The organism is Bariatricus sp. SGI.154 (assembly GCF_050313795.1).
Lineage (GTDB): Bacteria > Bacillota > Clostridia > Lachnospirales > Lachnospiraceae > CAMBRQ01.
On sequence record NZ_JBNPMC010000020.1, the window covers coordinates 1 to 24,135 of the forward strand.

Here is a 24,135-nt window from a genome sequence, read left to right on the forward strand (position 1 = left end):
GCACTAAATTCCCAATTCCTTACTATATCCTTCAATCTTATCCAACACCCTCTGCTTCTCCGAACCTTCCAATACAACCGGGCAATAATCATTATACCCACTGGCAGAAGAAAGAGAGCAAGGAATCATATTAATATCGTCATTTTTTTCAACCCCATCTTTGCTGACCGTAAAAGTCTGTTGGAAGATCATGGTATCTTTGTCTCCGGGGTTAGAATTGCCGCCAAAACAGAAATTCCCCAAACTATAAGCAATGTACTTATCTTTATATTTTTCCACACCTTGCAGTACATGTGGATGATGACCGATGACCAGGTCGGCGCCCTCGTCAATTGCTAGATGAGCTAATTGCTTCTGGGTATCGTTTGGTATATATTCCCGTTCGATTCCCCAATGGAAGTTTACGATGATCAATTGTGCTCCGGATTCTTTCAAGGCGGCAATATTCTCCTTCACCTGCTGCTTCTTTTCCAGATGTTCAGCCAGTTCATAGATTCCTGTAACGCCGACTTTCACCCCTTTGATATCGAGAATTTTGACATGTTCATAGCCGAAAGTGACGATACCTTCATCTTCCAGGGCTTTGAGGGTATCAGTATAACTTTGTTCGCCATAATCATGGCTGTGATTATTTGCCATATTAGCGGCTTCAATAGAACCTCCGGACAGGATCTTAGCATATTCGGCAGGACCTTTGAATGCGAATGTCTTATCCTGGCGGTCTTCAGAAGACGTAAGAGTTCCTTCCATATTGACGATAGATAGATCGTCTTCTTCCAGAATCGAACGGACATTTTTGAAGAAATAATCTGGTCCCTGATTATCATAATAAGCATTCAGGCTGGTAGACTGGTTAAAATTCACATCCGTACCCAGAGTACAGTCGCCGATGGAACTGACAGTAATTTTGACAGGTTTATCGCTATTTTTGGGTGTAGTGTTATCAATGACCAGTTCCTCTACATCAACACCGGAAATATCAATCTTACTCTTGGATTGCGTGTTGTCTGTGGATTGAGATGATTGTTCCTGCTGGTCGGATGATTTGGTAACTAAAGATACGATTGCCCGTACGCCAAGTACCAGAGCAAGGCATATAAGGATAAGAAAAAGAGCACAGAATAACAAGCGCAGTCTTTTTAACTTCCTGCGTCTTGCACGTTTGTTTTTCGCGGCTTTGATTCCTTTCGAATTCCTGGTACCGGAGGCATCCTTAATCCCTCTGGAATTCCTTGTGTTGGAAGTATTTTTCATACCTCTGGCATCTCTTGTTCTTTTATCATTTTTTTTCTCATTCATCGTCTTATCATAAAAAGGGGCAGCCTCTTATCAGGCTGCCCGCTGTCTTTTGTCGTGTTATGTTAATTCAGGTAACTGCAGCCTTCTTCGCTGATTCCAGATAAATCTGATTTATCTGCGCTGATGCTTACGAAGAATTCAATGCCGCATTCTGCTGAAATCTTTTTCAGTCTCTCTACAAAATCAGGCATACTGTCCAGAGAAATATCAGCATGTTTCAGGATTCCATCGATGAATATACATTCAATATCGTGGTTGGAACTATACATTCCATATAAGAATCCGATGTATTCGTCTGTGTTCGTAATTGCCGGGAAATCATCCATACAGATAGTACGGATATCAAATGCAACACTTGCTGTATCACGATGAGTCTTTTTGATAAATACTACATTTCCATTACAGGTTTTTGCTTTCTGATTCGCCTGCTCGATCATTTGTTGTGTCTTTCCGCTGCCTTTTGGGCCTGTTAATAAATTTACCATGGCAAACTCTCCTTTATGTATCATATTATACTGAGCGTTTCAGTACGATTTGCTTATGTCTATTATACACTAAAGGAGTATAGGGAACAACCTAAAAAATATAATTTATGCCTACAAATTTATATATGAAGTTTACGTGAAAAATTTACGAAAAATTTCATGAAAATTAAGTTGCAGCGATAATTGCAGATTGGACTTGACTTATTTTAACATTCTTCATATAATAAGAAAGCATACAATAAGTAAAAAATATTGCAGCAACGTTGATGAGGAGTAGTAAGAGCCTATCGTTATCAGAGAACTGCCGGATGGTGCGAGGCAGTTAGCGTAATCTCCCAACTCGCCTCGGAGTTCTTCTGGTGAAAGGCATGATGATTCGAAAATCGTGACGCTTTAAAAAGATATCATCAAGCAGCATAGGCAGAAGCGGGCATTCCCGTTATAGAAGTAATGAGTGCATCGGCATAGAATCTATGGATGTAACCAGAGTGTTATGCGGATAGATCATGCGGATGAAAAAGAGTGGTACCACGGAAGTTTAAGCCTTTTCGTCTCTTTAGAGATGAGAAGGCTTTTACTAGGTTCGAAAGGACCTCACCAAGTAAAGTAAGTAGGAAACATCTGCGCCACTAGGCTCGAAAGGACCTCGCCAAGTCGGCAAGATGTATATTGCTTACTAGGTTCGAAAGAACCTCACCAAGTAATCAATATAGGAGGAATAATAAGATGTCAAAGATACCTTATAATCATAAGGCGATTGAGAAAAAATGGCGTGAGAACTGGGAGAAGAATCCGGTAAACGTCAAAGTAAATGAAGACGGAAGCAAGCGTGAGAAATACTACTGCTTGGATATGTTCCCATATCCATCAGGCAATGGCCTGCATGTAGGTCACTGGAGAGGATATGTAATCTCCGATGTATGGAGCAGATACAAGTTACAGCAGGGATACTACATCATTCACCCGATGGGATGGGATGCATTCGGTCTTCCGGCTGAGAATTATGCGATTAAGATGGGGGTACATCCTGCGATCTCTACTGCTGAGAATGTAAAGAAAATCAAGCGTCAGATAGGTGAGATTGCAGCATTATATGACTGGGACAGAGAGGTTAACACAACGGATCCTGAATTCTATAAATGGACACAGTGGATCTTCGTAAAGATGTTCAAGGAAGGCCTTGCTTATGAGAAAGAGTTTCCGATCAACTGGTGCCCGTCCTGTAAGACAGGTCTTGCTAATGAAGAAGTTGTCAATGGTAAATGTGAGCGTTGTGGTTCAGAGGTTACCAAGAAGAATCTTCGTCAGTGGATGCTGAAGATTACTGCTTATGCAGAGCGTCTGTTAAATGACCTGGATAAACTTGACTGGCCGGAGAAGGTTAAGAAGATGCAGGCAGACTGGATCGGCAAATCTTACGGTGCAGAAGTAGATTTCCCAGTGGATGGAAGAGATGAGAAGATTACGGTCTATACAACCAGACCGGATACCTTATATGGAGCAACCTTCATGGTACTGGCTCCAGAACATGAACTGGCAAAAAGCCTTGCAACGGACGAGACCAGAGAAGCAGTTGAGAAATACATTTTCGAGGCTTCTATGAAATCCAATGTAGACCGTATGCAGGATAAAGAGAAGACAGGTGTATTTACAGGAAGTTATGCAATTAATCCGTTAAATGGCGAGAAGACACCAATCTGGCTGTCTGATTACGTGCTGTCTGATTATGGTACAGGTGCTATCATGTGTGTACCTGCTCATGATGATCGTGACTTTGAATTTGCGACTAAGTTCGGTATCCCGATTATTCAGGTTATTGCCAAGGATGGGGAAGAGATTGAAAATATGACGGAGGCTTATACAGAAGCTAGTGGAACTATGATCAATTCTGGTGAATGGAATGGAATGGAATCTGCTGTTCTTAAGAAAGAAGCACCTCACATTATTGAGGAGCGTGGAATCGGACGTGCAACTGTGAATTATAAATTGCGTGACTGGGTATTCTCCCGTCAGCGTTACTGGGGCGAGCCAATCCCGATCGTACACTGCCCGGATTGCGGCAATGTGCCGGTACCAGAGGAAGAGTTACCGCTTCGCCTGCCGGATGTAGAATCCTACGAGCCGACAGGAACCGGAGAATCACCGCTTGCTGGAATCGAAGAATGGGTGAATTGTACTTGTCCGGTATGTGGCAAACCTGCAAAACGTGAGACCAACACCATGCCTCAGTGGGCAGGTTCTTCCTGGTATTTCCTGCGTTATGTAGATAACCATAATGATAAAGAACTGGTATCCAGAGAGAAAGCAGATGAGATGCTTCCGGTAGATATGTATATTGGTGGTGTAGAGCACGCAGTGCTTCATCTTCTGTATTCTCGTTTCTATACCAAGTTCTTATACGATATTGGAGCAGTAGACTTTGATGAGCCATTCCAGAAACTGTTCAATCAGGGAATGATCACTGGTAAGAATGGTATTAAGATGAGTAAATCTAAAGGAAATGTAGTATCTCCGGATGATCTGGTAAGAGATTATGGATGTGATTCCTTAAGAATGTACGAATTATTCGTAGGTCCACCGGAACTGGATGCTGAATGGGATGACCGTGGAATCGACGGTGTAAACCGTTTCTTAAAGCGTGTATGGAATCTTGTGATGGACAGCAAGGAAGCAGACGTAAAAGCAACCAAGGAAATGATCAAAGAGCGTCACAGACTGGTATGTGATATTACAAAGCGTCTGGAGAGTTTCAGCCTGAATACAGCAATCTCCGGTTTCATGGAGCATAACAATAAACTCATTGAGATTGCGAAGAAAGAGGGCGGCATTGATAAAGAGACGTTATCCACAATGGCAGTTCTTCTGTCCCCATTTGCTCCGCATATCGCAGAGGAGATCTGGGAGCAGTTAGGTCATGAGGGAAGCGTATTTAATGCTGGATGGCCTACCTATGATGAAGAGGCTATGAAGGATGATGAGATCCAGGTGCCGGTACAGATCAATGGCAAGACAAGAGCCGTAATCTCTGTGTCAGCGGATATTTCTAAGGAGGATGCAATTGCGGCTGGTAAAGAAGCGGTTGCAGACAAACTGACAGGAACGATTGTGAAAGAGATCTATGTTCCGAAGAAGATTATTAATATTGTACAGAAGTAAGCCATGCGAATAACGGAAGAGATAGGATTATCCTGCTTGCAGAGATGAGACTATCTCTTTTGTTATTATAGGGTGACGCTTGACAAACTTTATGTCATTTTTCTTTTCGAGAAATGCTGCTTGACAATCCTATCAAAATATGGTAGCTTGAATATAGCAATTGGTACTATAATTAAATACCATTTTAAACGTAAAATGAATCTATAAAAGGAGGAAAGATCATGGAACTGACGTTGAAGGGAGTAAAGAGTCGCGAGGAATGGGAAAAGGCCGGTATTGTACTTCCGGGGTATGATATTGAAGCTGTTGCGGAAGCGACCAGAAAGGAACCAGTATGGGTTCACTTTGGAGTTGGAAACATTTTCCGTGTGTTTCTGGGAGGAATTGCGGACACTCTGTTAGAAAATGGAGCGGCAGACAGGGGCATTACCTGCGTGGAAGCATTTGATTATGATGTGGTGGATAAGATATATGATCCATTTGATAATCTGGCACTGAGCGTTATCCTTCATGGAGACGGAACACAGGATAAGAAGGTTCTGGGATCGCTGACAGAAGCGATCAAAGCACAGAATGAAGATGAAGCGGCATGGAACCGGTTGAAAGAGATCTTCGCGGCACCAAGCCTTCAGATGGTATCATTTACCATTACAGAGAAGGGATACGCTTTGAAGAAGGCAGACGGAGAGTTTTTTGGATTCGTGGAAAAGGATATTGAAAATGGACCTGAGAAGGCAACGGGCGCTATGGGCATTGTAACCGCAATGCTGCTGGAGCGTTATCAGAAAGGCGGAATACCGATTGCGCTGGTATCTATGGATAACTGCTCCCAGAATGGCGAGAAGTTAAGAGAGTCTGTTCTTGCTATGACGGAGGAGTGGAAGAAGCGAGGATTTGTAGATGAGGGATTTGCTGCGTATGTGAACGATAAAGCAAAGGTGTCTTTCCCGTGGACAATGATTGATAAGATTACTCCAAGACCAAGCGAGAAGATTGCTGATGAATTGGAAGCGGCGGGAGTAAAAGACATGCAGCCGGTAATTACGTCCAAGAGAACGTATATTGCTCCGTTTGTCAATGCAGAAGGACCGCAGTATCTGGTAATAGAAGATGATTTCCCAAATGGACGTCCGGCATTAGAAAAGGCGGAAAAAGCAGGCGTTTATATGACAGACCGGGATACGGTCAACAAGTCTGAGAGAATGAAGGTAACGGTGTGTTTGAATCCTATACATACCGCGCTGGGACCTTATGGGTGCCTGTTGGGATATGATCTGTTCTCGGATGAGATGCGGGATGAAGATATGTTGAAACTTGGAAGGCTGGTTGGCTATGGTGAAGGAATGGATGTGGTTCCGGATCCGGGTATTCTTTCACCAAAGGCCTTTCTGGATGAGTGTATGAATGAGAGATTTCCGAACCCATATCTTGGCGATACCTGTCTGCGGCTTTGTACCGACTCTTCCCAGGGACTTGGAGTTCGGTTCGGTGTTACGGTAGGAGCGTATGTGGAGAAATATGGAGATGCCAAAAAACTGATCGGAATTCCACTTGCAATTGCCGGATGGCTTCGTTATTTGCTGGGTGTGGACGATAAGGGGAATACTTATGAACTTGCACCAGATCCTATGGCAGCAGAGATGCAGGAAAGGCTTGCAGACATTGTGATCGGAGATCCTTCCACGCTCAAAGATCAGTTAAAATGGATTCTTTCGAATGAGAATGTATTCTTTATTAATCTTTATGAAGCAGGGATTGGTGAGTTGATCGAAGAGATTTTCAGAGAAGAGATTGCGGGACCAGGAGCGGTTAGGGCAACAGTTCAAAAGTATCTTGCATAGATCGGTTTAAATACTATAAAGTTTAAAAACAGGAGAAACTGTCGGTATGGGCAGATTCTCCTGTTTCAATATGCTGCCAAAGAATCTAAAAAGAGTCGTTTCCCAATAAATAACAAAAGATTTTTGCTTTTCTATTGACCTTCAAGTCACTTTATCCTTTATAATTGCACTATCAGAAAGGAAAAGGAGGCATCCATATGAAGATAAAAGATGTAGAAAAGCGGGTTGGAATAACAAAAGCTAATATACGGTATTATGAGAAAGAAGGACTCCTTTCACCAGTAAGAGATCAAGAAAATAATTATCGGGAATATTCTGAGGGTGATGTGAAGCGTCTGGAACAGATTAAGGTTTTAAGGGCACTGGGAATATCTATTGCAGATATTAAAGAGTTGAATACAGGCAGGATTACCTTGAATGAAGTCATGGGAAGACGTTTGGAGCAGATCTATGAGGAAGAGAAGAATTTGAAAGAGATTGAGGATGTGTGCCGGTCTATCAAGTGGCAGAATCTGTCGATGGAAGAAGTGAATGAACAGATCCTGGGAGGATCTGAGGAAACTTGGAAAGAGCAGTTTGAGAGGATCTGGAAAGAAGATATTACGAAGGAAATCCTGCAGCCCAAACAACTCAACCGTAATCTGGCACTGATGCTTTCTTGGGGGTATCTGATCAACGTGATGATTGCACTTTTGTTCGGTAATTATTTCCTGAAGTATCAGGGGAATGGTATGAAAGGAGGAATATGGAGTAAGGGTTTGCTTATGTCAACGGGACCTGATACAGAAGCGATTGGCTGGCAGTCAGGAGTTTTCGATCAATGGAACTGGCTGATATTGTTGTTTGTCATCAGTATATTTTGCTATATTGGCATATATTGGACTTCCAGCGTCAGGATACAGGCGGTTATTTTCCATATTGAAGCACTGATATTAACACCGTTGGTGTCTGGAATATTCCTGTTGATAGATAACATGATCAAAGCAGGAAGGATGCAAGAGGAGGTCAATAGAACGGTTAGTGGCATATATCTGGCAGTCTTCTGGATGGCGATGGTTGTTTATGTACTTCTTCTGCTCCTGTTGTCTAAGACGTGGGATCAGTTATTTATGAAAGCAAGATATGTATTCGGGATCGCAGTGGCTTATACGATTATTATGACGGTTGTGGCAGGTGTGATCAGCGGCGTATGGATAACATCGGCGATTGTATTTCTTATATTTACATTGTATCTGGGCTTGAGTTGGTATCATGTGAACGGCGACGTTCCTGAGGATGGAGGCAGCCGTTATTATGCAATTACGAATGCGAGCCGAATCATGAACATTGGCGGTGTACTTCAGAATATGAAAGGCAAGACAAGAGGAACATTCGTATATAGATAAATTTCACCCAATGAAGAAAAAGCCCGTAATGTGGGCTTTTTCTTCGCTGCTAAGAAAGAATATCTGTTGGTTTTACAGTTTTTTCTAATCTGGTATAAAACTGACTGTAAAAATCTACTTCTGGCAGAAATGGATTCCGATAAAACTGGTTCAGGATATACAGACTTAATTGCCGTACGATACTGTCAATATTTTCGGGATTGCTTTGCCGTACATAATCCTGCAGTTCTTTCAGATAATAGTGCCAGTCAGAGACGTATTTCTCATATCTTTTTGTATCTTCTGTGTCAATCCATTTTCGAATCTTTACTTTGCTCTTATTAGGCTTCGGGCATTCATGTACTTGAAGGAAATACCGGAAGGAGTGATTCTCATAGTATCGTCCCAGCGGGAAGATCCGGCAGATTCCAGGACGTATGGGATGAATACTGCACCGCCCGTTGTTGTCCAGGAATGCACAGGCTTCCTTTTCTCCAGCCATCTTAAGATTCGGAAGGATAAGGCCGTCTACAATATTTAATTCAATGTATTCATTCAGCAATTCATCGAAGGATTTCTTTAATCCTGTAGAAATGCGGTGTATGTCCAGTGGATCCAGGATAATGGATGATCCCATGCCGTGGCAGCAGGAAGAACAGCCCTGGCAGCCGCCGCAGTCTGCTTTGACCATGTCGTTAAGTTCATAGAACTTACCATCGGATATTTCATGAATGTCTATTTCTCGTAACATATATATACTCCTTAGATTGATTTTTATAATGATTGCAGGAATCATCCTATGTGGATATAGGGATGTTCCTGGTGTGGGAATGAGACGTAGCAAATTAGTCTTGCTAGATAAGAAGATTATAGTGTAAGATAGTTTCAGATGTAAATAGGAAGGATTTGTTTTTATGAAGTTTTTTCATCTGTCTGACTTGCATATTGGCAAGCAGCTTCATCATTACAATTTAAGAGAGGATCAGGAGGTGATTCTGGGAGAGGTGATTCGTTATGCAGAAGAACTTCATCCGGATGCGATTGTGATTGCGGGAGACATCTATGACAAATCTGTGCCATCGGCAGAGGCGGTGACCATATTTGATGAGTTCCTGACAGGGCTGTCTGTGATCGAACCGGGTATTCCTATATTAATCATCAGTGGGAATCATGATTCGGCGGAGCGCCTTCAGTATGCCTCGGCAATTCTAAAGAGGCACCAGATTCACCTGGCAGGAAATGCTCCGGCGACAAGTGCGGAGCATATGGAGAAAGTGACGCTGACGGATGAATATGGAGAAGTAGACTTCTATTTGTTGCCGTTTTTAAAACCTTCTTATGTAAGAAATGTATTTGAAGAAGAGATGTCGGAAACCTATACAGAGGCAGTAAAGAAATTATTGGATAGGGAAAAGATTGATTATAATAGCAAAAGAAATGTATTAATTTCTCATCAGTTTTATACCGGAGGAAGTAAGCCTGAGACCTGTGATTCGGAGACCTTTTCCGTAGGGGGAATTGATAATGTGGATGTGGAAAGTGTGAAGAATTTCGATTATGTAGCATTGGGACATCTACACGGTCCACAGACTGTAGGAGCGCATCATATCCGTTATTGCGGAACTTTGCTGAAATACTCAGTCAGTGAATGGAAACATAAGAAGACGCTCACTGTTGTAACACTAGAGGAGAACGGTAAAGAGCCGAAGATTGAATTGCTGCCTCTCCATCCGATTCGGAATGTGCAAAAGAAGAGGGGAAGTCTGAGGGAGATACTGGATCAGGCATTAGAATCAGAGAAGGATGACTATATCAGCGTGACTTTAACGGATGAGATCGATCCGTATAAGCCGAAAGAACAGTTGGAGAAGGTCTTCACTCATATTCTGGAGGTACGTGTAGACAATACCAGAACCAGGAATAAGTTGCAGGAAATGGATGAAGAACTGGTGGTGAAGGATCCTTTGGAGAGTTTTGCTGATTTCTACCAGGAGATACAGGGCAAGCCGATGAATGAAGAAGAGATTAAGATTATGCTGGAGATTCTGGAGGATGCAAAGGAGGGGTAAGAGGTGAAGCCGATCAAGTTAGTGATGTCAGCATTTGGATCATATGCGGGAAAAGAAGTTATAGATTTTGAGAAAGTACAGCATGGCTTATTTCTGATTACCGGTGATACAGGAGCGGGGAAGACAACCATATTCGATGCGATTACCTATGCTTTGTATGACCAGACGAGCGGTGGAAAGCGGGATGGGAATATGATGCGGAGCCAGTATGCATCCGAAGATACGGATACGTATGTGGAGTATACATTTTCCTATCGGGAAGAGATCTATACGATTCGCAGGAATCCGGAATATACCAGGATTGGAAAACGTCGGTATGCGGACGGATCGCCGCGTTACGTAAAGGAGACTCCGAAAGTGGAACTGATCCTTCCGGATGGCAGCACCTATCACGGTAAGAAGCGTGATACGGATCAGAAGATTGTAGAGATTATGGGATTGGATGCAGATCAGTTTACGCAGATTGCCATGATTGCCCAGGGAGATTTCCTAAAACTTCTCCATGCAGAATCCAAAGAGCGCAAAAGAATATTTTCCAGGATATTCCACACCGGGTTATATTATCGGGTACAGGAGGAGTTGAAGAGAAAGTCGGGGCAACTCTATTATCAGTTGGAGGATAATCTGCGGGATGTAAAGCAGGAGATGAGCCGGGTGGAATATGACGGGGATTCAGAGGCCGGAAAAAAGTGGGGGCAGTTTAAAGAATTGTCTGTCGTGCCATATGAAGAAGTAATGGAAGTTCTGAAGAATATTATGAAAGAAGGACTTAGTCTGGAGAAATCCAAAAAGAAAGCGGCAGAAGTGCTTCAGGGGCAGTTGGATGAATTAAATGGAAGGAAGAAAGAGGGGGAGACTCTGAATCAGTTATTTGTTTCGCTGGAGAGTGTCAAAAAATTAAGTGAGAAACTTTTGGAGGAGCGAGGCGAATACCAAAAGATCCAAGAGAAGTTTAAAACTGCGAAGCGGGCAGAAAAGGTGGCATTGCAGGAGACACGGCTTGATCATCTTCAGGAAATGATAGAGAAGAACCATAAAGTATTGGAAGATATTGGCCGTGAATTAGACGCAGCCAGAATCCGGGCAGCAGAATTGAAAAAGACGAAAGCGCAAAAGGAACAGGAATATAAAGAAATTGAAAAAAAGAATGTGGCAGAGATTATTCGGATACAGGATGCATTGCCCCAATATGACCAGATTGAGCAGTTGAGGAAGCAGTATTCAGAGGGGGAAAAGGAGAAGGCAGATAAGCAGAAACAGCAAGGGAAGATCAAGCACAGTTTGGATGTATTAAATCAACGAAAGTTACAGGCAGAACAGATTCAGGAGGAATATGCAGGAAGTAGTGGAAAGATGGAAGGGCTTCAGTTGCGGGTAACCCAGCAGAAGAACCGGCTTGAAGAATTAAAGCGGTTGAGAACTCGGTGGAGAGAAATTGAAGGCATGGAAGAAACGTGCCGGAAAAGAAAGGCGGAGTCTGAGAGGGAGCAGGGAAAATACCTGAAAGAACTGTTGGCTTATGAAGAGAAATATCAGGCATTTATGGAAGAACAGGCAGGAATTCTTGCCGGGCAGTTAGAAGCAGGGAAGCCCTGTCCGGTGTGCGGATCTTGTGAGCATCCGGCAATTCGAAGATTATCGGAAGGTGCGCCTACTCAAAAAGAAGTAGAACTGGCAAAAGAGAGTAGAGACAGGGCAGAAGTTAATCGGGATACTACGGCAGCTGCATTACGGGAACTTATGGTTCGATATCAGGTGGAATGGGAGACATTTGACAGGGAATACCGGAGAATCGCCAGGGAAGTTCCGATAGACCAGGAGAACGTGAAACGGGAAGGACAAGACGAAGTAAAGGCGGAAATTGTAAAGCAAGAAATAGCAGTCCGTATACAGAAGAGTATTACAGATTGTGAGTATAAAGCAGACCAGTTTAGCGATGAACTTAAACGGATGAGAATGCAGGCTGAGCAATTCGAGCATGCGAAGAAGGAACTGCAAGAACTCCAAAAGGAACTGAATGATTTGGAAGTAATCTATGCTGAAGGAGAGGCTAGACTGGCAGAGGTGCTGCTGACCTTAAAGCAGTTGGAATCTGAGATCCGAACCAAGAGTGAGAGATTGCCGTTGCCTTCGCGAAAACAAGCTGGGGAGCGTCTGGAGAAACTGCAGACTGATATGGAGAATGCAAGAAAGGAATATGTACGTGCCAGTCAAGAAGAACAGCGATCCGTAGAGACAATGAAGCAGTTAGAGGGGCAGAAGAAAAGCAGCCAGGAAGCACTTGTGGATCAGATGGCAGAAGAAGAGAAGCAAAAGGATGTGTTCTATACGGTGCTTCGGGAACAGGATTTTAAAGATGAAACTGAATATCATATGGGCAAGATGAATCCAAAGGATATGGCTTTGCTAGAAGAAAGCCTCCGTTCTTATGAAACACGAGTTGGTGAAGTGTCCGGACGCAGAAAGTCGCTGGAGGAACAATTGGAAGGTAAAGCAGTGGTGGATCTTACAAAGATTCAGGAAGAAATGAATCAGACCAGCCAGATGCAGAAAAAGGAGCAGGATGAATACATGCGTCTGTACAGTATGAATAAGAAGAACAGAGAGGTAAGAGAGCAGTTAAAACGCCATTTCGAAAAGAAAGGTGACCTGCAGAAGCAGTATGAACTGATGGGGAATCTGAGCAGAACTGCAAACGGGAGTTTGAGTGGAACAGTAAAACTGGATTTTGAGACCTATGTCCAGCGGCAGTATTTTAAGCAGATTATCTATGCAGCCAATAAGAGGCTGGTGCAGATGACATCCAATGAATTCATCTTGCAGTGCAGAGAAGTGAAGAATCTCGGAAGCCAGGGACAGGCAGGACTTGATCTGGATGTCTATCATATGGCCAGTGACTCCGTAAGAGATGTGAAGACCCTGTCTGGCGGAGAGTCTTTTATGGCATCCTTGTCAATGGCGCTTGGGCTCGCAGATATTGTCCAGAATACCGCAGGCGCAATCCGTCTGGACACCATGTTTGTAGACGAGGGCTTTGGTTCACTGGATGATGCGGCAAGAGAGCAGGCTATCAAGGTTCTGAATAATCTGGCGGACGAGGAACGTCTGGTTGGAATCATCTCTCATGTGAATGAGTTGAAAGAGCAGATTGACTGCAAACTGCTGGTGAAACGAACCGATCGTGGCAGCCATGCCTGGTGGGGTGATGAGACCAGTTGTTGAAAATGGCTTGTATATAGATAGCATTTGTGGAATAATAAAGAATATTGCAAGTGAAATCTGATACCGTATGGTAGTACAAGTAAGAGACACATAAGACAAGAAAGGATAATAAGATGAAATATGACTATCTAATCGTAGGTGCCGGATTATTCGGCTCCATTTTCGCATACGAAGCAAAAAAGGCAGGAAAGAAGGTGCTGGTCATTGACCGGCGCAGCCATGTCGGTGGTAACATCTATACAAAAGAAGTGGAAGGAATCCAGGTACATGAATATGGTGCTCACATATTCCACACTTCAGACAAAGAGGTATGGGATTATATTCAGCAGTTTGCAGAATTCAATCGTTATACCAACAGCCCGGTTGCCAGATACAAGGATGAATTATATAATCTTCCATTCAATATGAATACATTCAGCAAGATGTGGGGAATCTCCATGCCATCCGAGGCAAGAGAGATTATTGAACGCCAGATTAAAGAGGCGGGAATCACGGATCCTCAGAACTTAGAAGAACAGGCGATCTCTTTGGTAGGACGAGATATCTACGAGAAACTGGTCAAAGGCTACACGGAGAAGCAATGGGGCAAGAGAGCAACTGAACTCCCAAGTTTCATCATTCGACGCCTCCCGGTACGATTCGTTTATGATAATAACTATTTTAATGACAAATACCAGGGCATCCCGGTAGGCGGCTACACCCAGATCATAGAAAAGATGCTGGAAGGAATCGAAGTGCGTCTCGAGACAGACTTCTTCCAGAACCGCCAGGCATTAGAAGCCGAAGCCACAGACATCGTATTCACCGGAATGATTGATGCCTATTACGATTATTGCTACGGCGAATTAGAATACCGAAGCCTGAGATTCGAGACCGAGACACTTGATGTAGAAAACTATCAGGGTAACGCCGTAGTCAACTATACAGAATACGAGATCCCATACACCAGGATCATAGAGCACAAGCATTTTGAATACAGATGCCAGGGCGGCTATGGAAACACAGCCACACCAGCCAATCCCAAGACCGTAATCACCCGCGAATACCCCGCTTCCTGGTCAAGAGGAGAAGAACCCTATTATCCAATGAACGACGAGAAGAATAATGCGCTATATGAACAGTATAAAGCCCTCGCAGCCAGAGAATCTCACGTTATTTTCGGCGGACGCCTCGGTATGTATCGCTATTACGACATGCACCAGGTAGTATCCGAAGCCCTGAAATGCGTCAGAGAAAAAGCATATCCCTAAGCAAACAATTCAGGGGCGTTTTTAATGGAGGTGAAATCCACTGCTTACAGAGACTTAGGCATGAGGGCTCTCCCGAATGTCTTAGTCGCAGTTAGCAGTTAGTTCACCGTAATGTTGCCCCGTTTGCGTGGGATATGCTTTTTCGATGAAATGCGTACACTCTATTAAATTACTTCTCGCTCTTATACTCAAGCGCCGCCTCGATAAATCCACGGAACAATGGATGAGGTCTGTTCGGTCTGGATTTCAATTCCGGATGTGCCTGGGTTGCAATAAACCAAGGGTGTTCCGGAATCTCAATCATCTCTACAATTCTGCCATCCGGAGACAAACCGGAGAGCATCATACCGTGGGATGACAGATCGTCACGGAAATCATTATTTACTTCATAACGGTGCCGATGACGTTCTTTAATCTCTTCTGTGCCATAAAGTTTATACGCTTTGGAAGATTTGTTAAGCACACAAGGATAAGCTCCAAGTCTCAAAGTGCCGCCGATATCTTCAATTCCAATCTGCTCCGGCATGATATGGATAACCGGATGTGTTGTATGGGAATCAAGTTCTGCACTATGTGCATCGTTATATCCAAGAACATTTCTTGCGAATTCTACAATTGCCAGCTGCATTCCAAGACAAAGTCCTAAGAATGGGACATTGTGCGTACGGGCGTATTTGATTGCTTCCAATTTGCCGTCGATTCCGCGATTGCCGAAGCCTCCCGGTACAAGGATACCGCTGACATCTCCCAGTATCTCATCTACGTTATCTGCTGTTACGGTCTCAGAATCAATCCATTTGATATTTACAGTTGCACGGCTGAAGATACCTCCATGCTTCAAAGCCTCTACTACGCTGATATATGCGTCATGGAGCTGGATGTATTTTCCAACCAAAGCAACAGTTACTTCGGTATTCGGATTCTTCAGGTAATCCACCATCTCTCTCCAATCCTTTAAGTCCGGTTCCGGACAGTCCAGATGCAGGCATTCACAGACAACTCCTGCCAGATTCTCTTCTTCCATAGCAAGAGGAGCCTCGTACAGATATTCTACATCCAGATTCTGCAATACGTATTTAGATGGTACATTACAGAAGAGAGCAATCTTATCTTTAATTCCAACATCAAGAGGATGTTCGGAGCGGCATACAAGAATATCCGGTTGGATTCCCATACCCTGGAGATCCTTTACGCTTGCCTGGGTAGGCTTAGTCTTCATCTCCTGAGATGCGCGCAGGTAAGGAATCAGTGTAACATGAATCAGGATGACGTTTTCACGTCCTTTCTCATGCTGGAACTGGCGGATGGCTTCAAGGAAAGGCTGACTTTCGATGTCACCAACGGTTCCGCCGACTTCGATAATGGCAATTTCCGTATTTTCAGCGGCAGGGTTACGGTAGAAACGGTCCTTGATCTCATTTGTGATGTGAGGGATTACCTGTACGGTCCCTCCGCCGAAATCTCCCCGGCGTTCCTTCTGAAGAACAGACCAGTAGATTTTGCCGGTCGTAACGTTAGAATTCTTCCCCAGACTTTCATCAATGAATCTTTCATAGTGTCCTAAGTCAAGGTCAGTCTCGGCACCGTCATCGGTTACGAATACTTCTCCGTGCTGAACAGGGTTCATAGTACCCGGGTCAATATTAATGTAAGGATCGAATTTCTGCATGGTCACAGTATAACCGCGAGCCTTCAACAGGCGGCCAAGAGATGCGGCCGTAATTCCTTTTCCAAGTCCTGATACAACACCACCTGTAACAAATACGTATTTTACTGCCATAATTTCCTCCTTCAGTTGAATCAATTTGTGTCCTTATATGTAATTCTAAAAAAATACTTTAGAATTATACACCCTTTTCACCGAAAAATACAGAGTTTTTTTCGTACTTTGCTTCAAAAGTAGCCTGTATGGATAATTTCTTAAATTGCTTCATATCTACGGAGCCTACCATAACGGAGGTATGCGCCTGGCAGCCTTTTAAGTTCGGTAATTGATCCAGTGCACGCTTGGCGATTGGATCGGTCGCAGCACTGACGGACAGTGCAATCAGAACTTCATCCGTATGAAGGCGTGGATTCTTACTGCCTTGATACAAGGTTTTTAATTTTTGAATTGGTTCGATGGCTTCCGGGGAAATGACATGGCGTTCATGGTCAATGCCTGCCAGTTCCTTCAGAGCGTTCAGCAAAAGTGCAGCAGAAGCACCCAAGAGGTTGGAAGTCTTACCGGTAATCATGCGTCCGTCATGAAGCTGCAGCGCTGCGGCAGGTCCGTCTGTCTCTTCGGCGCGTTTCAGGGCAGCATCTACAACTGGACGGTCATGAACAGTGATTCCTGCCTGGTTCATTAACATCTCGATCTTGCATACTTCGGAATCGGGACATGCACCGATGAGCAGTCGTCTCAGAGAGTCATAATATCTTCGAATAATCTCCTGACAGGAAGCTTCCTTGCAGACCTCATCATCGCAGATGCAGTTCCCAGCCATATTTACCCCCATGTCAGTTGGAGACTTGTAGGGGCTTTCGCCGTAGATTTGCTGGAACATCGCTCTCAAGACTGGGAAGATCTCTACATCCCGGTTATAGTTTACAGTAGTCTTTCCATAGGCTTCCAGATGGAACGGATCTATCATATTAATATCATTCAGATCGGCGGTCGCTGCCTCATATGCCAGATTCACCGGATGCTTTAATGGGATGTTCCAGATCGGAAATGTCTCATACTTGGCATATCCTGCGGAAATACCGCGTTTGTGTTCATGGTATAACTGGGACAGGCAGACAGCCATCTTGCCGCTTCCGGGACCTGGTGCTGTGATAACCACCAGCGGACGGGAAGTTTCTATATAATCATTCTTGCCATAGCCCTCATCACTTACGATCTGAGGAACATTTGAAGGATAGCCCGGAATCACATAATGGCGGTATACTTTAATGCCGAGTTTTTCCAGACGATTTTTGAAAAGGCTGGCGCTTTCCTGACCACGGAATTTCGTGATCACAACACTTCCGACATAGAGCCCATGCTCCTGATATACGGACATCAAACGGAGAACGTCCGAATCATAAGTGATTCCCAAGTCCCCTCTGATCTTATTCTTCTCGATATCTTCCGCACTGATGACGATTACAATCTCAGCCTGGTCAGAGAGTTGTTTTAACATACGGAGCTTGCTGTCAGGCTGGAAGCCAGGCAATACTCTGGAAGCGTGATAATCGTCGAATAATTTGCCTCCGAATTCAAGATATAGTTTGTGGCCGAACTGTTCAATCCGTTCTTGGATATGAGCAGACTGCATCTGAAGGTATTTTTCATTATCAAATCCTAGTTTCATATGTACTCATTCCCCTTGTTTTTCTATTTAAAATATTACGCTTTAAGTATAAGCACTATTATTCAAAGTATACTACAGAATATAGGGAGTTTACAATCTTTTCATAATGTTTTTATTGATTTCTAAGTAGGCTGTCCTTATAATGAAAGGGTAGTACAGGAGGAAAAAAATGGACAACCAGAACAAAAAAAATAATAACAATAATAAGCAAGGCATATCCTTTATTATATTAGTAACATTAATTACAACGATACTGGTTATGTTTTTGTTTCGGTTTCAAAGACCCAGCGATGAAGGCGAGATCAGTTACGATGAATTCCTTAAGATGGTAGATGAAGGAAAAGTGGAAGAAGTTGTGATTCAGAATGACAAGATTGTGATCACAGAGAAGCAGGAAAATGACAAGAAGCCAGCCAAAGAGTATTATACTGGCGTGGTGAGAGATGATTCGCTTCCTGAGAAACTGGATGAGGCAGGTGTTAAGTTCAGCCAGGAGATTCCGGACAACACTTCTTATCTTGTTGCGCAGGCATTGGCAACGTTTCTGCCGCTTCTGCTGCTGATAGGCTTAATCGCATGGATGACACGCAAGATGTCTAAGGGCGGCGGCATGATGGGAATCGGAAAGAGCAATGCTAAGATGTACGTAGAGAAGCAGACAGGAGTTACATTCAAGGATGTAGCAGGGCAGGATGAAGCCAAAGAATCCCTGCAGGAGGTCGTAGATTTCCTGCATAATCCGGGCAAATATACCAGCGTAGGAGCGAAACTTCCGAAAGGTGCGCTGCTTGTCGGACCTCCGGGAACCGGTAAGACACTGCTTGCCAAGGCAGTTGCAGGCGAAGCGAAAGTTCCGTTCTTCTCATTAAGTGGTTCAGCTTTTGTGGAGATGTATGTGGGTGTAGGTGCATCAAGGGTAAGAGATCTGTTCAAGCAGGCACAGCAGATGGCACCTTGTATTATATTTATTGATGAGATCGATGCGATTGGTAAGAGCCGTGATAATCAGTTGGGAAGTAACGATGAGCGTGAACAGACGCTGAACCAGCTGCTGGCTGAGATGGATGGTTTCGAAAGCAATAAGGGGCTTGTGCTTCTGGCAGCAACGAACCGTCCGGAGATCCTGGATCCGGCACTCTTGCGTCCGGGGCGTTTTGACCGCCGGATTATCGTTGAGAAGCCGGATCTTAAGGGAAGAATTGACGTGTTAAAGGTACACTCCAAAGATGTCAGAATGGATGAGACGGTAGATCTGGAAGCAATTGCACTGGCGACCTCCGGAGCAGTAGGCTCTGATCTTGCTAATATGATTAATGAAGCGGCGATTAATGCCGTTAAGAATGGAAGAAATGCAGTATCTCAGGCAGATCTGTTCGAGGCAGTTGAGGTGGTACTGGTTGGAAAAGAGAAGAAGGATCGTATTATGAGTCAGGAGGAGAGAAGAATCGTCTCTTATCATGAAGTCGGTCATGCGCTTGTGAGTGCGCTTCAGAAAGATTCAGAACCAGTACAGAAGATTACCATTGTGCCAAGAACCATGGGAGCATTGGGATATGTCATGCAGACGCCGGAAGAAGAGAAGTTCCTGAATACGAAGAAGGAACTGGAAGCAATGCTGGTTGGCATGCTGGCAGGTCGTGCGGCGGAAGAGATTGTTTTTGATACGGTTACAACGGGAGCGTCCAATGATATTGAGAAAGCGACAAGTATCGCAAGAGCCATGATTACTCAGTATGGTATGAGTGAGAAATTCGGATTGATTGGTTTGGAATCTATTCAGAACCGTTATCTGGATGGAAGACCGGTAAGCAATTGTGGTCAGGAGACGGCTTCTGAGATTGATAAAGAAGTTATGAAGATGCTGAAGGATTCTTACGAAGAAGCCAAACGCCTTTTGAATGAGCATAGGAATGCGCTGGACAAGATTGCAGACTTCCTGATTGAGAAAGAGACAATTACTGGTAAAGAATTCATGGAGATTTTCCATGAGGTAGAGGGAATTGATCCGGAGGCAAAAGGCGAGAAGACAGAAGAGCGTATTGCGATGAATCCGATTGAGACAGCACCAGAAGAGACGGCATCAGAAGAGATTGAGACAGCACCAGAAAAGACGGTATCAGAAGAGATTGAGACAGCACCAGCAGAGGCAGCATCAGAAGTGATGTAGACAACATCAGCAGGCAATAGATTTTGTCAGAGGTAGTAAGGAGTGGAGTCCGCAAATCCTATGGGTTTGTGGACTCTTGTAGCATGTTATTAGTATATGCAGCACGGGAGGGGAATCATGTTTGACATTCAGGAAGAATTGAAGAAACTGCCAGGAAAGCCTGGCGTATACATCATGCATGATGAAAGAGATGATATTATCTATGTAGGGAAGGCAATCAGCCTTAAGAACCGTGTGCGGCAGTATTTCCAAAGCAGCCGCAACAAAGGGGTTAAGATCGAGCAGATGGTCACCCACATCACAAGATTCGAATATATCGTAACGGATTCGGAACTGGAAGCACTTGTATTGGAGTGCAATCTAATCAAAGAACACAGACCGAAGTATAATACGATGCTGATGGATGATAAGACCTATCCATTTATTAAAGTGACAGTAGATGAACCCTATCCAAGAGTTATGATGGCAAGACGGATGGTGAAGGATAAGTCCAGGTATTTTGGACCTTATACTAGTGCAGGTGCAGTAAAGGATACGATAGAATTGATTCGAAAATTATATCATGTCCGCAGCTGCAACCGGAAACTTCCGAAGGATATCGGGAAAGAAAGACCGTGTCTGAATTATCATATTCATCAGTGCAAAGCGCCATGCCAGGGATATATTTCCAAGGACGAATACCGCAAGTCGATTCAGGAGGTGATTCATTTCCTGAATGGAAATTATGATGTGATATTGAAAGAACTGGAAGAGAAGATGCAAGGGGCATCGGAGGCGTTAGAATTCGAGAAGGCGATCGAGTACCGGGAATTACTCTCCAGTGTCCAGAAGATTGCCCAGAAGCAGAAGATTACGGATACGGCAGGAGATGACAGAGATATCCTTGCGGCTGCAATTGAAGAGGAAGATGCGGTGGTTCAGGTCTTCTTTATCCGCGGCGGCAGGCTGATTGGAAGAGACCATTTTTATCTGAAGATTGCAAAAGGAGAGACGGAAAGTGAGATTCTATCCAGTTTTATTAAGCAATTCTATGCGGGAACGCCATATATTCCGGCAGAATTAATGCTTCCGGAGACGATTGAGGATCTGGCAGTCATTGAAGAATGGCTTTCTAAGAGGCAGGGACACCGTGTTCATCTCAGAGTTCCAAAAAAGGGGACGAAAGAGAAACTGGTTGAACTGGCGAAGAAGAATGCGGCATTGGTCTTAAGCACAGATAAAGAGCGACTGAAACGAGAAGAAGGAAGAACCATAGGCGCTGTAAAAGAATTGGAAAAAATGCTTGGATTAACCGGAATTGTGCGGATGGAGGCATATGATATCTCGAATACCAATGGATTTGCCTCTGTAGGATCTATGGTGGTCTATGAGAAAGGGAAGCCAAAACGCAATGATTATCGTAAGTTCAAGATTAAAGGCGTGCAAGGGGCAGATGATTATGCCAGCATGGAGGAAGTTCTGACCAGACGTTTTGAACATGGTATGAGGGAGCAGGAAGAGGGGAAAGATCTGGGAGGATTTACTGCGTTTCCGGATCTGATCCTGATGGATGGTGGGAAAGGACAGGTGAATGTAGCGCTAAAAGTGCTGGACAGCCTTCGGTTGAATATCCCGGTCTGCGGCATGGTAAAAGACGATAACCATCGCACCAGAGGGCTGTATTACCAGAATGTGGAGATTCCCATAGACAGGAATTCAGAGAGTTTTAAGTTGATTACCAGAATTCAGGATGAAGCACATAGATTCGCGATTACGTTCCACAGACAGTTGAGAAGCCAGGGACAGGTACATTCTATTCTGGATGATATTCCGGGGGTGGGACCGGCCAGAAGGAAGGACTTGATGAGGCATTTTGAGAATATAGAAGCAATCAAGAATGCAACCGTAGAACAATTGAAGGAACTTCCGTCAATGAATGAAAAATCAGCCCAGGATGTGTACAACTTTTTCCATTAATATGCTATACTATGCTTATGGGCAATGAGTAGCGTGAAGGCTCTTGCCGGCAACGAATAAGATATGAAGGAGAAGGTTATGGCGAGTAAAGTTGAATTAAAAAAAGTGATAGAGAAGATGAATCTTAAGAATCTCACTCCTAACGTTGAAGTGTCGGATATCAAGATTACAATTCCGGATATTAACAGACCGGCATTACAGTTGGCTGGATATTTCGAACATTTTGATTCCAGCCGTGTCCAGTTGATCGGATATGTGGAATATACATTTTTGGAGAAGATGGATGAAGAACATAGGAAAGAGATCTATGCACAATTCCTTTCTTATCAGATTCCATGTGTGGTATTTTCACGAAGCCTGCAGCCGGAGCCGATGTTTCTTGAGATGGCTGAGAAGGAGAATGTTCCAGTCTATAGTACGGATAAGAAGACCTCTGAATTCACGGCAGAGATTATCCGTTGGTTGAATGTTGAACTGGCACCCTGTATTTCTATCCACGGTGTTCTGGTCGAGGTATATGGTGTTGGCGTATTGATCATGGGCGAAAGTGGTATCGGTAAGAGTGAGGCGGCACTGGAACTGATTAAGCGTGGACATCGTCTTGTTAGTGATGATGTGGTAGAGATTCGGAAGGTGAGTGATGAGACACTGGTTGGAACGGCACCGGATATTACAAGACATTTCATTGAATTGCGTGGAATTGGTATTGTGGATGTTAAGACGTTATTTGGTGTGCAGAGTGTAAGAGAGACGCAGAACATTGATCTTGTCATTACACTGGAAGACTGGGACAAAGAGAAGAAGTATGACCGCCTGGGGCTGGAAGAAGAGTATACGGAATTCTTAGGCAATAAGGTAGTATGCCATCAGCTTCCGATCCGTCCGGGACGTAACCTGGCGATTATTGTTGAGACAGCTGCAATCAACCACAGACAGAAGAAGATGGGATATAATGCGGCTCAGGAACTGTATAAGCGTGTACAGCAGAATCTTACAAGAAAATAGGAGGATATATGGCTATGGAATATTGTTTTGGTGTGGATATTGGTGGAACAACGGTTAAAATAGGGCTTTTTAAGACGGATGGCGAACTTCTGGATAAATGGGAGATCAAGACCCGAACTGAGAATAAGGGGGAGGCAATTCTTCCGGACGTAGCGGAATCTCTGAAGCAGAAGATAGAGGAGAAAGGGATTGACGCCTCTTCGATGTCTGGAATTGGAATCGGAATTCCGGCGCCGGTAGACGCGAAGGGAATCGTACAGAATACGGCGAATCTTGGCTGGGGCTATAAAGAAGTACGCCGTGAGATGGAAGAACTGACAGGCATGAAGGTTGCGGTAGGCAATGATGCGAATGTGGCAGCACTTGGCGAGATGTGGCTGGGTGCAGGAAAAGGGCAGGAGAATATGATCATGGTAACATTAGGAACCGGTGTCGGCGGCGGTGTTATCGTGAATGGACAGCCGCTTGTAGGTGCGCATGGAGCAGGCGGAGAGATTGGTCACCTGTGTGTGAATTACGAGGAGACAGATCATTGCGGATGCGGTAATCAGGGATGTCTGGAGCAGTATGCATCAGCGACAGGAATCACCAGACTTGCGAATAAGAGGCTTCAGGCAGATGATGCTGCGTCTCTGTTAAGAGGACAGGAGATTAGTGCAAAAGCGGTATTTGATGCGTTAAAAGATGGTGATAAAGTAGCAGAAGAGATTGTAGAGGAATTCGGTTCTTATCTGGGTCATGCGATGGCGAATCTTGCGGCAGTTACAGATCCGGCGGTGATTGTAATTGGTGGTGGCGTGTCCAAGGCAGGAGAGATTCTTCTTGGATATGTGGAGAAATATTTTAAGGAGAAGGCATTCTTTGCTAATAAGGAGACAGAATTTGTGTTGGCTACGCTTGGCAATGATGCAGGAATCTGTGGAGCAGCGAAGTTGATCCTGTAGAATACAGTGCTTAAGGATTAATAATAGAATAATAAAATC

Annotated in this window: 15 protein-coding genes and 1 other annotated feature; of the genes, 10 read left to right on the forward strand and 5 right to left on the reverse strand. The window is 44.1% G+C overall.

Going from position 1 to position 24,135, the window contains the following annotated elements; all coding sequences use genetic code 11:
- Nucleotides 1–3: 3 nt before the first annotated feature.
- Both ACQRBN_RS10205 and ACQRBN_RS10210 read right to left on the reverse strand, forming a co-directional pair.
- A complete protein-coding gene (locus tag ACQRBN_RS10205; RefSeq protein ID WP_427738866.1) occupies nucleotides 4–1,299 on the reverse strand; it encodes a CapA family protein in 1,296 nt (431 codons plus the stop codon).
- Between the two features lie 62 nt (nucleotides 1,300–1,361).
- Nucleotides 1,362–1,784 (reverse strand): hypothetical protein, encoded by a 423-nt coding sequence (locus ACQRBN_RS10210; RefSeq protein ID WP_427738867.1) that lies wholly within the window; start codon nucleotides 1,782–1,784, stop codon nucleotides 1,362–1,364.
- Between the two features lie 254 nt (nucleotides 1,785–2,038).
- Nucleotides 2,039–2,343, forward strand: a binding site (T-box leader).
- A gap of 167 nt (nucleotides 2,344–2,510) precedes the next feature.
- On the opposite strand from ACQRBN_RS10210, the gene leuS reads away from it, so the two are divergent.
- From leuS to ACQRBN_RS10225, 3 genes are all read left to right on the forward strand, one after another.
- Complete coding sequence (leuS, locus tag ACQRBN_RS10215; RefSeq protein WP_427738868.1) at nucleotides 2,511–4,940, forward strand: leucine--tRNA ligase; 2,430 nt, start codon at nucleotides 2,511–2,513, stop codon at nucleotides 4,938–4,940.
- Nucleotides 4,941–5,161: 221 nt separating this feature from the next.
- A complete protein-coding gene (locus ACQRBN_RS10220) occupies nucleotides 5,162–6,781 on the forward strand; it encodes a mannitol dehydrogenase family protein (protein ID WP_427738869.1) in 1,620 nt (539 codons plus the stop codon).
- Between the two features lie 197 nt (nucleotides 6,782–6,978).
- Nucleotides 6,979–8,166, forward strand: coding sequence for a MerR family transcriptional regulator (locus ACQRBN_RS10225; protein WP_427738870.1), 1,188 nt, complete (start codon nucleotides 6,979–6,981; stop codon nucleotides 8,164–8,166).
- Nucleotides 8,167–8,215: 49 nt separating this feature from the next.
- Here ACQRBN_RS10225 and ACQRBN_RS10230 read toward each other — a convergent pair whose 3' ends face one another.
- On the reverse strand, nucleotides 8,216–8,896 hold the full coding sequence (locus ACQRBN_RS10230) for a YkgJ family cysteine cluster protein (RefSeq protein WP_427738871.1): 681 nt from the start codon (nucleotides 8,894–8,896) through the stop codon (nucleotides 8,216–8,218).
- 163 nt (nucleotides 8,897–9,059) lie between these two features.
- Between ACQRBN_RS10230 and ACQRBN_RS10235 the strand changes: the two genes are divergently transcribed.
- From ACQRBN_RS10235 to glf, 3 genes are all read left to right on the forward strand, one after another.
- On the forward strand, nucleotides 9,060–10,214 hold the full coding sequence (locus ACQRBN_RS10235) for an exonuclease SbcCD subunit D (protein ID WP_427738872.1): 1,155 nt from the start codon (nucleotides 9,060–9,062) through the stop codon (nucleotides 10,212–10,214).
- A 3-nt stretch (nucleotides 10,215–10,217) separates the two neighbouring features.
- On the forward strand, nucleotides 10,218–13,436 hold the full coding sequence (locus ACQRBN_RS10240) for an AAA family ATPase (protein ID WP_427738873.1): 3,219 nt from the start codon (nucleotides 10,218–10,220) through the stop codon (nucleotides 13,434–13,436).
- A 113-nt stretch (nucleotides 13,437–13,549) separates the two neighbouring features.
- Nucleotides 13,550–14,686 (forward strand): UDP-galactopyranose mutase, encoded by a 1,137-nt coding sequence (gene glf / locus ACQRBN_RS10245; RefSeq protein WP_427738874.1) that lies wholly within the window; start codon nucleotides 13,550–13,552, stop codon nucleotides 14,684–14,686.
- A 169-nt stretch (nucleotides 14,687–14,855) separates the two neighbouring features.
- On the opposite strand, the gene ACQRBN_RS10250 is transcribed toward glf, so the two are convergent.
- Nucleotides 14,856–16,466, reverse strand: coding sequence for a CTP synthase (locus ACQRBN_RS10250; protein WP_427738875.1), 1,611 nt, complete (start codon nucleotides 16,464–16,466; stop codon nucleotides 14,856–14,858).
- A 64-nt stretch (nucleotides 16,467–16,530) separates the two neighbouring features.
- Nucleotides 16,531–18,024, reverse strand: coding sequence for a DUF1846 domain-containing protein (locus ACQRBN_RS10255; RefSeq protein WP_427738876.1), 1,494 nt, complete (start codon nucleotides 18,022–18,024; stop codon nucleotides 16,531–16,533).
- Between the two features lie 169 nt (nucleotides 18,025–18,193).
- Between ACQRBN_RS10255 and ftsH the strand changes: the two genes are divergently transcribed.
- The 4 genes from ftsH (at nucleotide 18,194) to ACQRBN_RS10275 (ending at nucleotide 24,096) form a co-directional block, all read left to right on the forward strand.
- Complete coding sequence (ftsH, locus tag ACQRBN_RS10260; protein ID WP_427738877.1) at nucleotides 18,194–20,191, forward strand: ATP-dependent zinc metalloprotease FtsH; 1,998 nt, start codon at nucleotides 18,194–18,196, stop codon at nucleotides 20,189–20,191.
- A 117-nt stretch (nucleotides 20,192–20,308) separates the two neighbouring features.
- Nucleotides 20,309–22,147, forward strand: coding sequence for an excinuclease ABC subunit UvrC (gene uvrC, locus ACQRBN_RS10265; protein ID WP_427738879.1), 1,839 nt, complete (start codon nucleotides 20,309–20,311; stop codon nucleotides 22,145–22,147).
- Between the two features lie 78 nt (nucleotides 22,148–22,225).
- Complete coding sequence (gene hprK, locus ACQRBN_RS10270; RefSeq protein ID WP_427738881.1) at nucleotides 22,226–23,152, forward strand: HPr(Ser) kinase/phosphatase; 927 nt, start codon at nucleotides 22,226–22,228, stop codon at nucleotides 23,150–23,152.
- A gap of 14 nt (nucleotides 23,153–23,166) precedes the next feature.
- Nucleotides 23,167–24,096, forward strand: coding sequence for an ROK family glucokinase (locus ACQRBN_RS10275; RefSeq protein ID WP_427738917.1), 930 nt, complete (start codon nucleotides 23,167–23,169; stop codon nucleotides 24,094–24,096).
- Nucleotides 24,097–24,135: the final 39 nt, after the last annotated feature.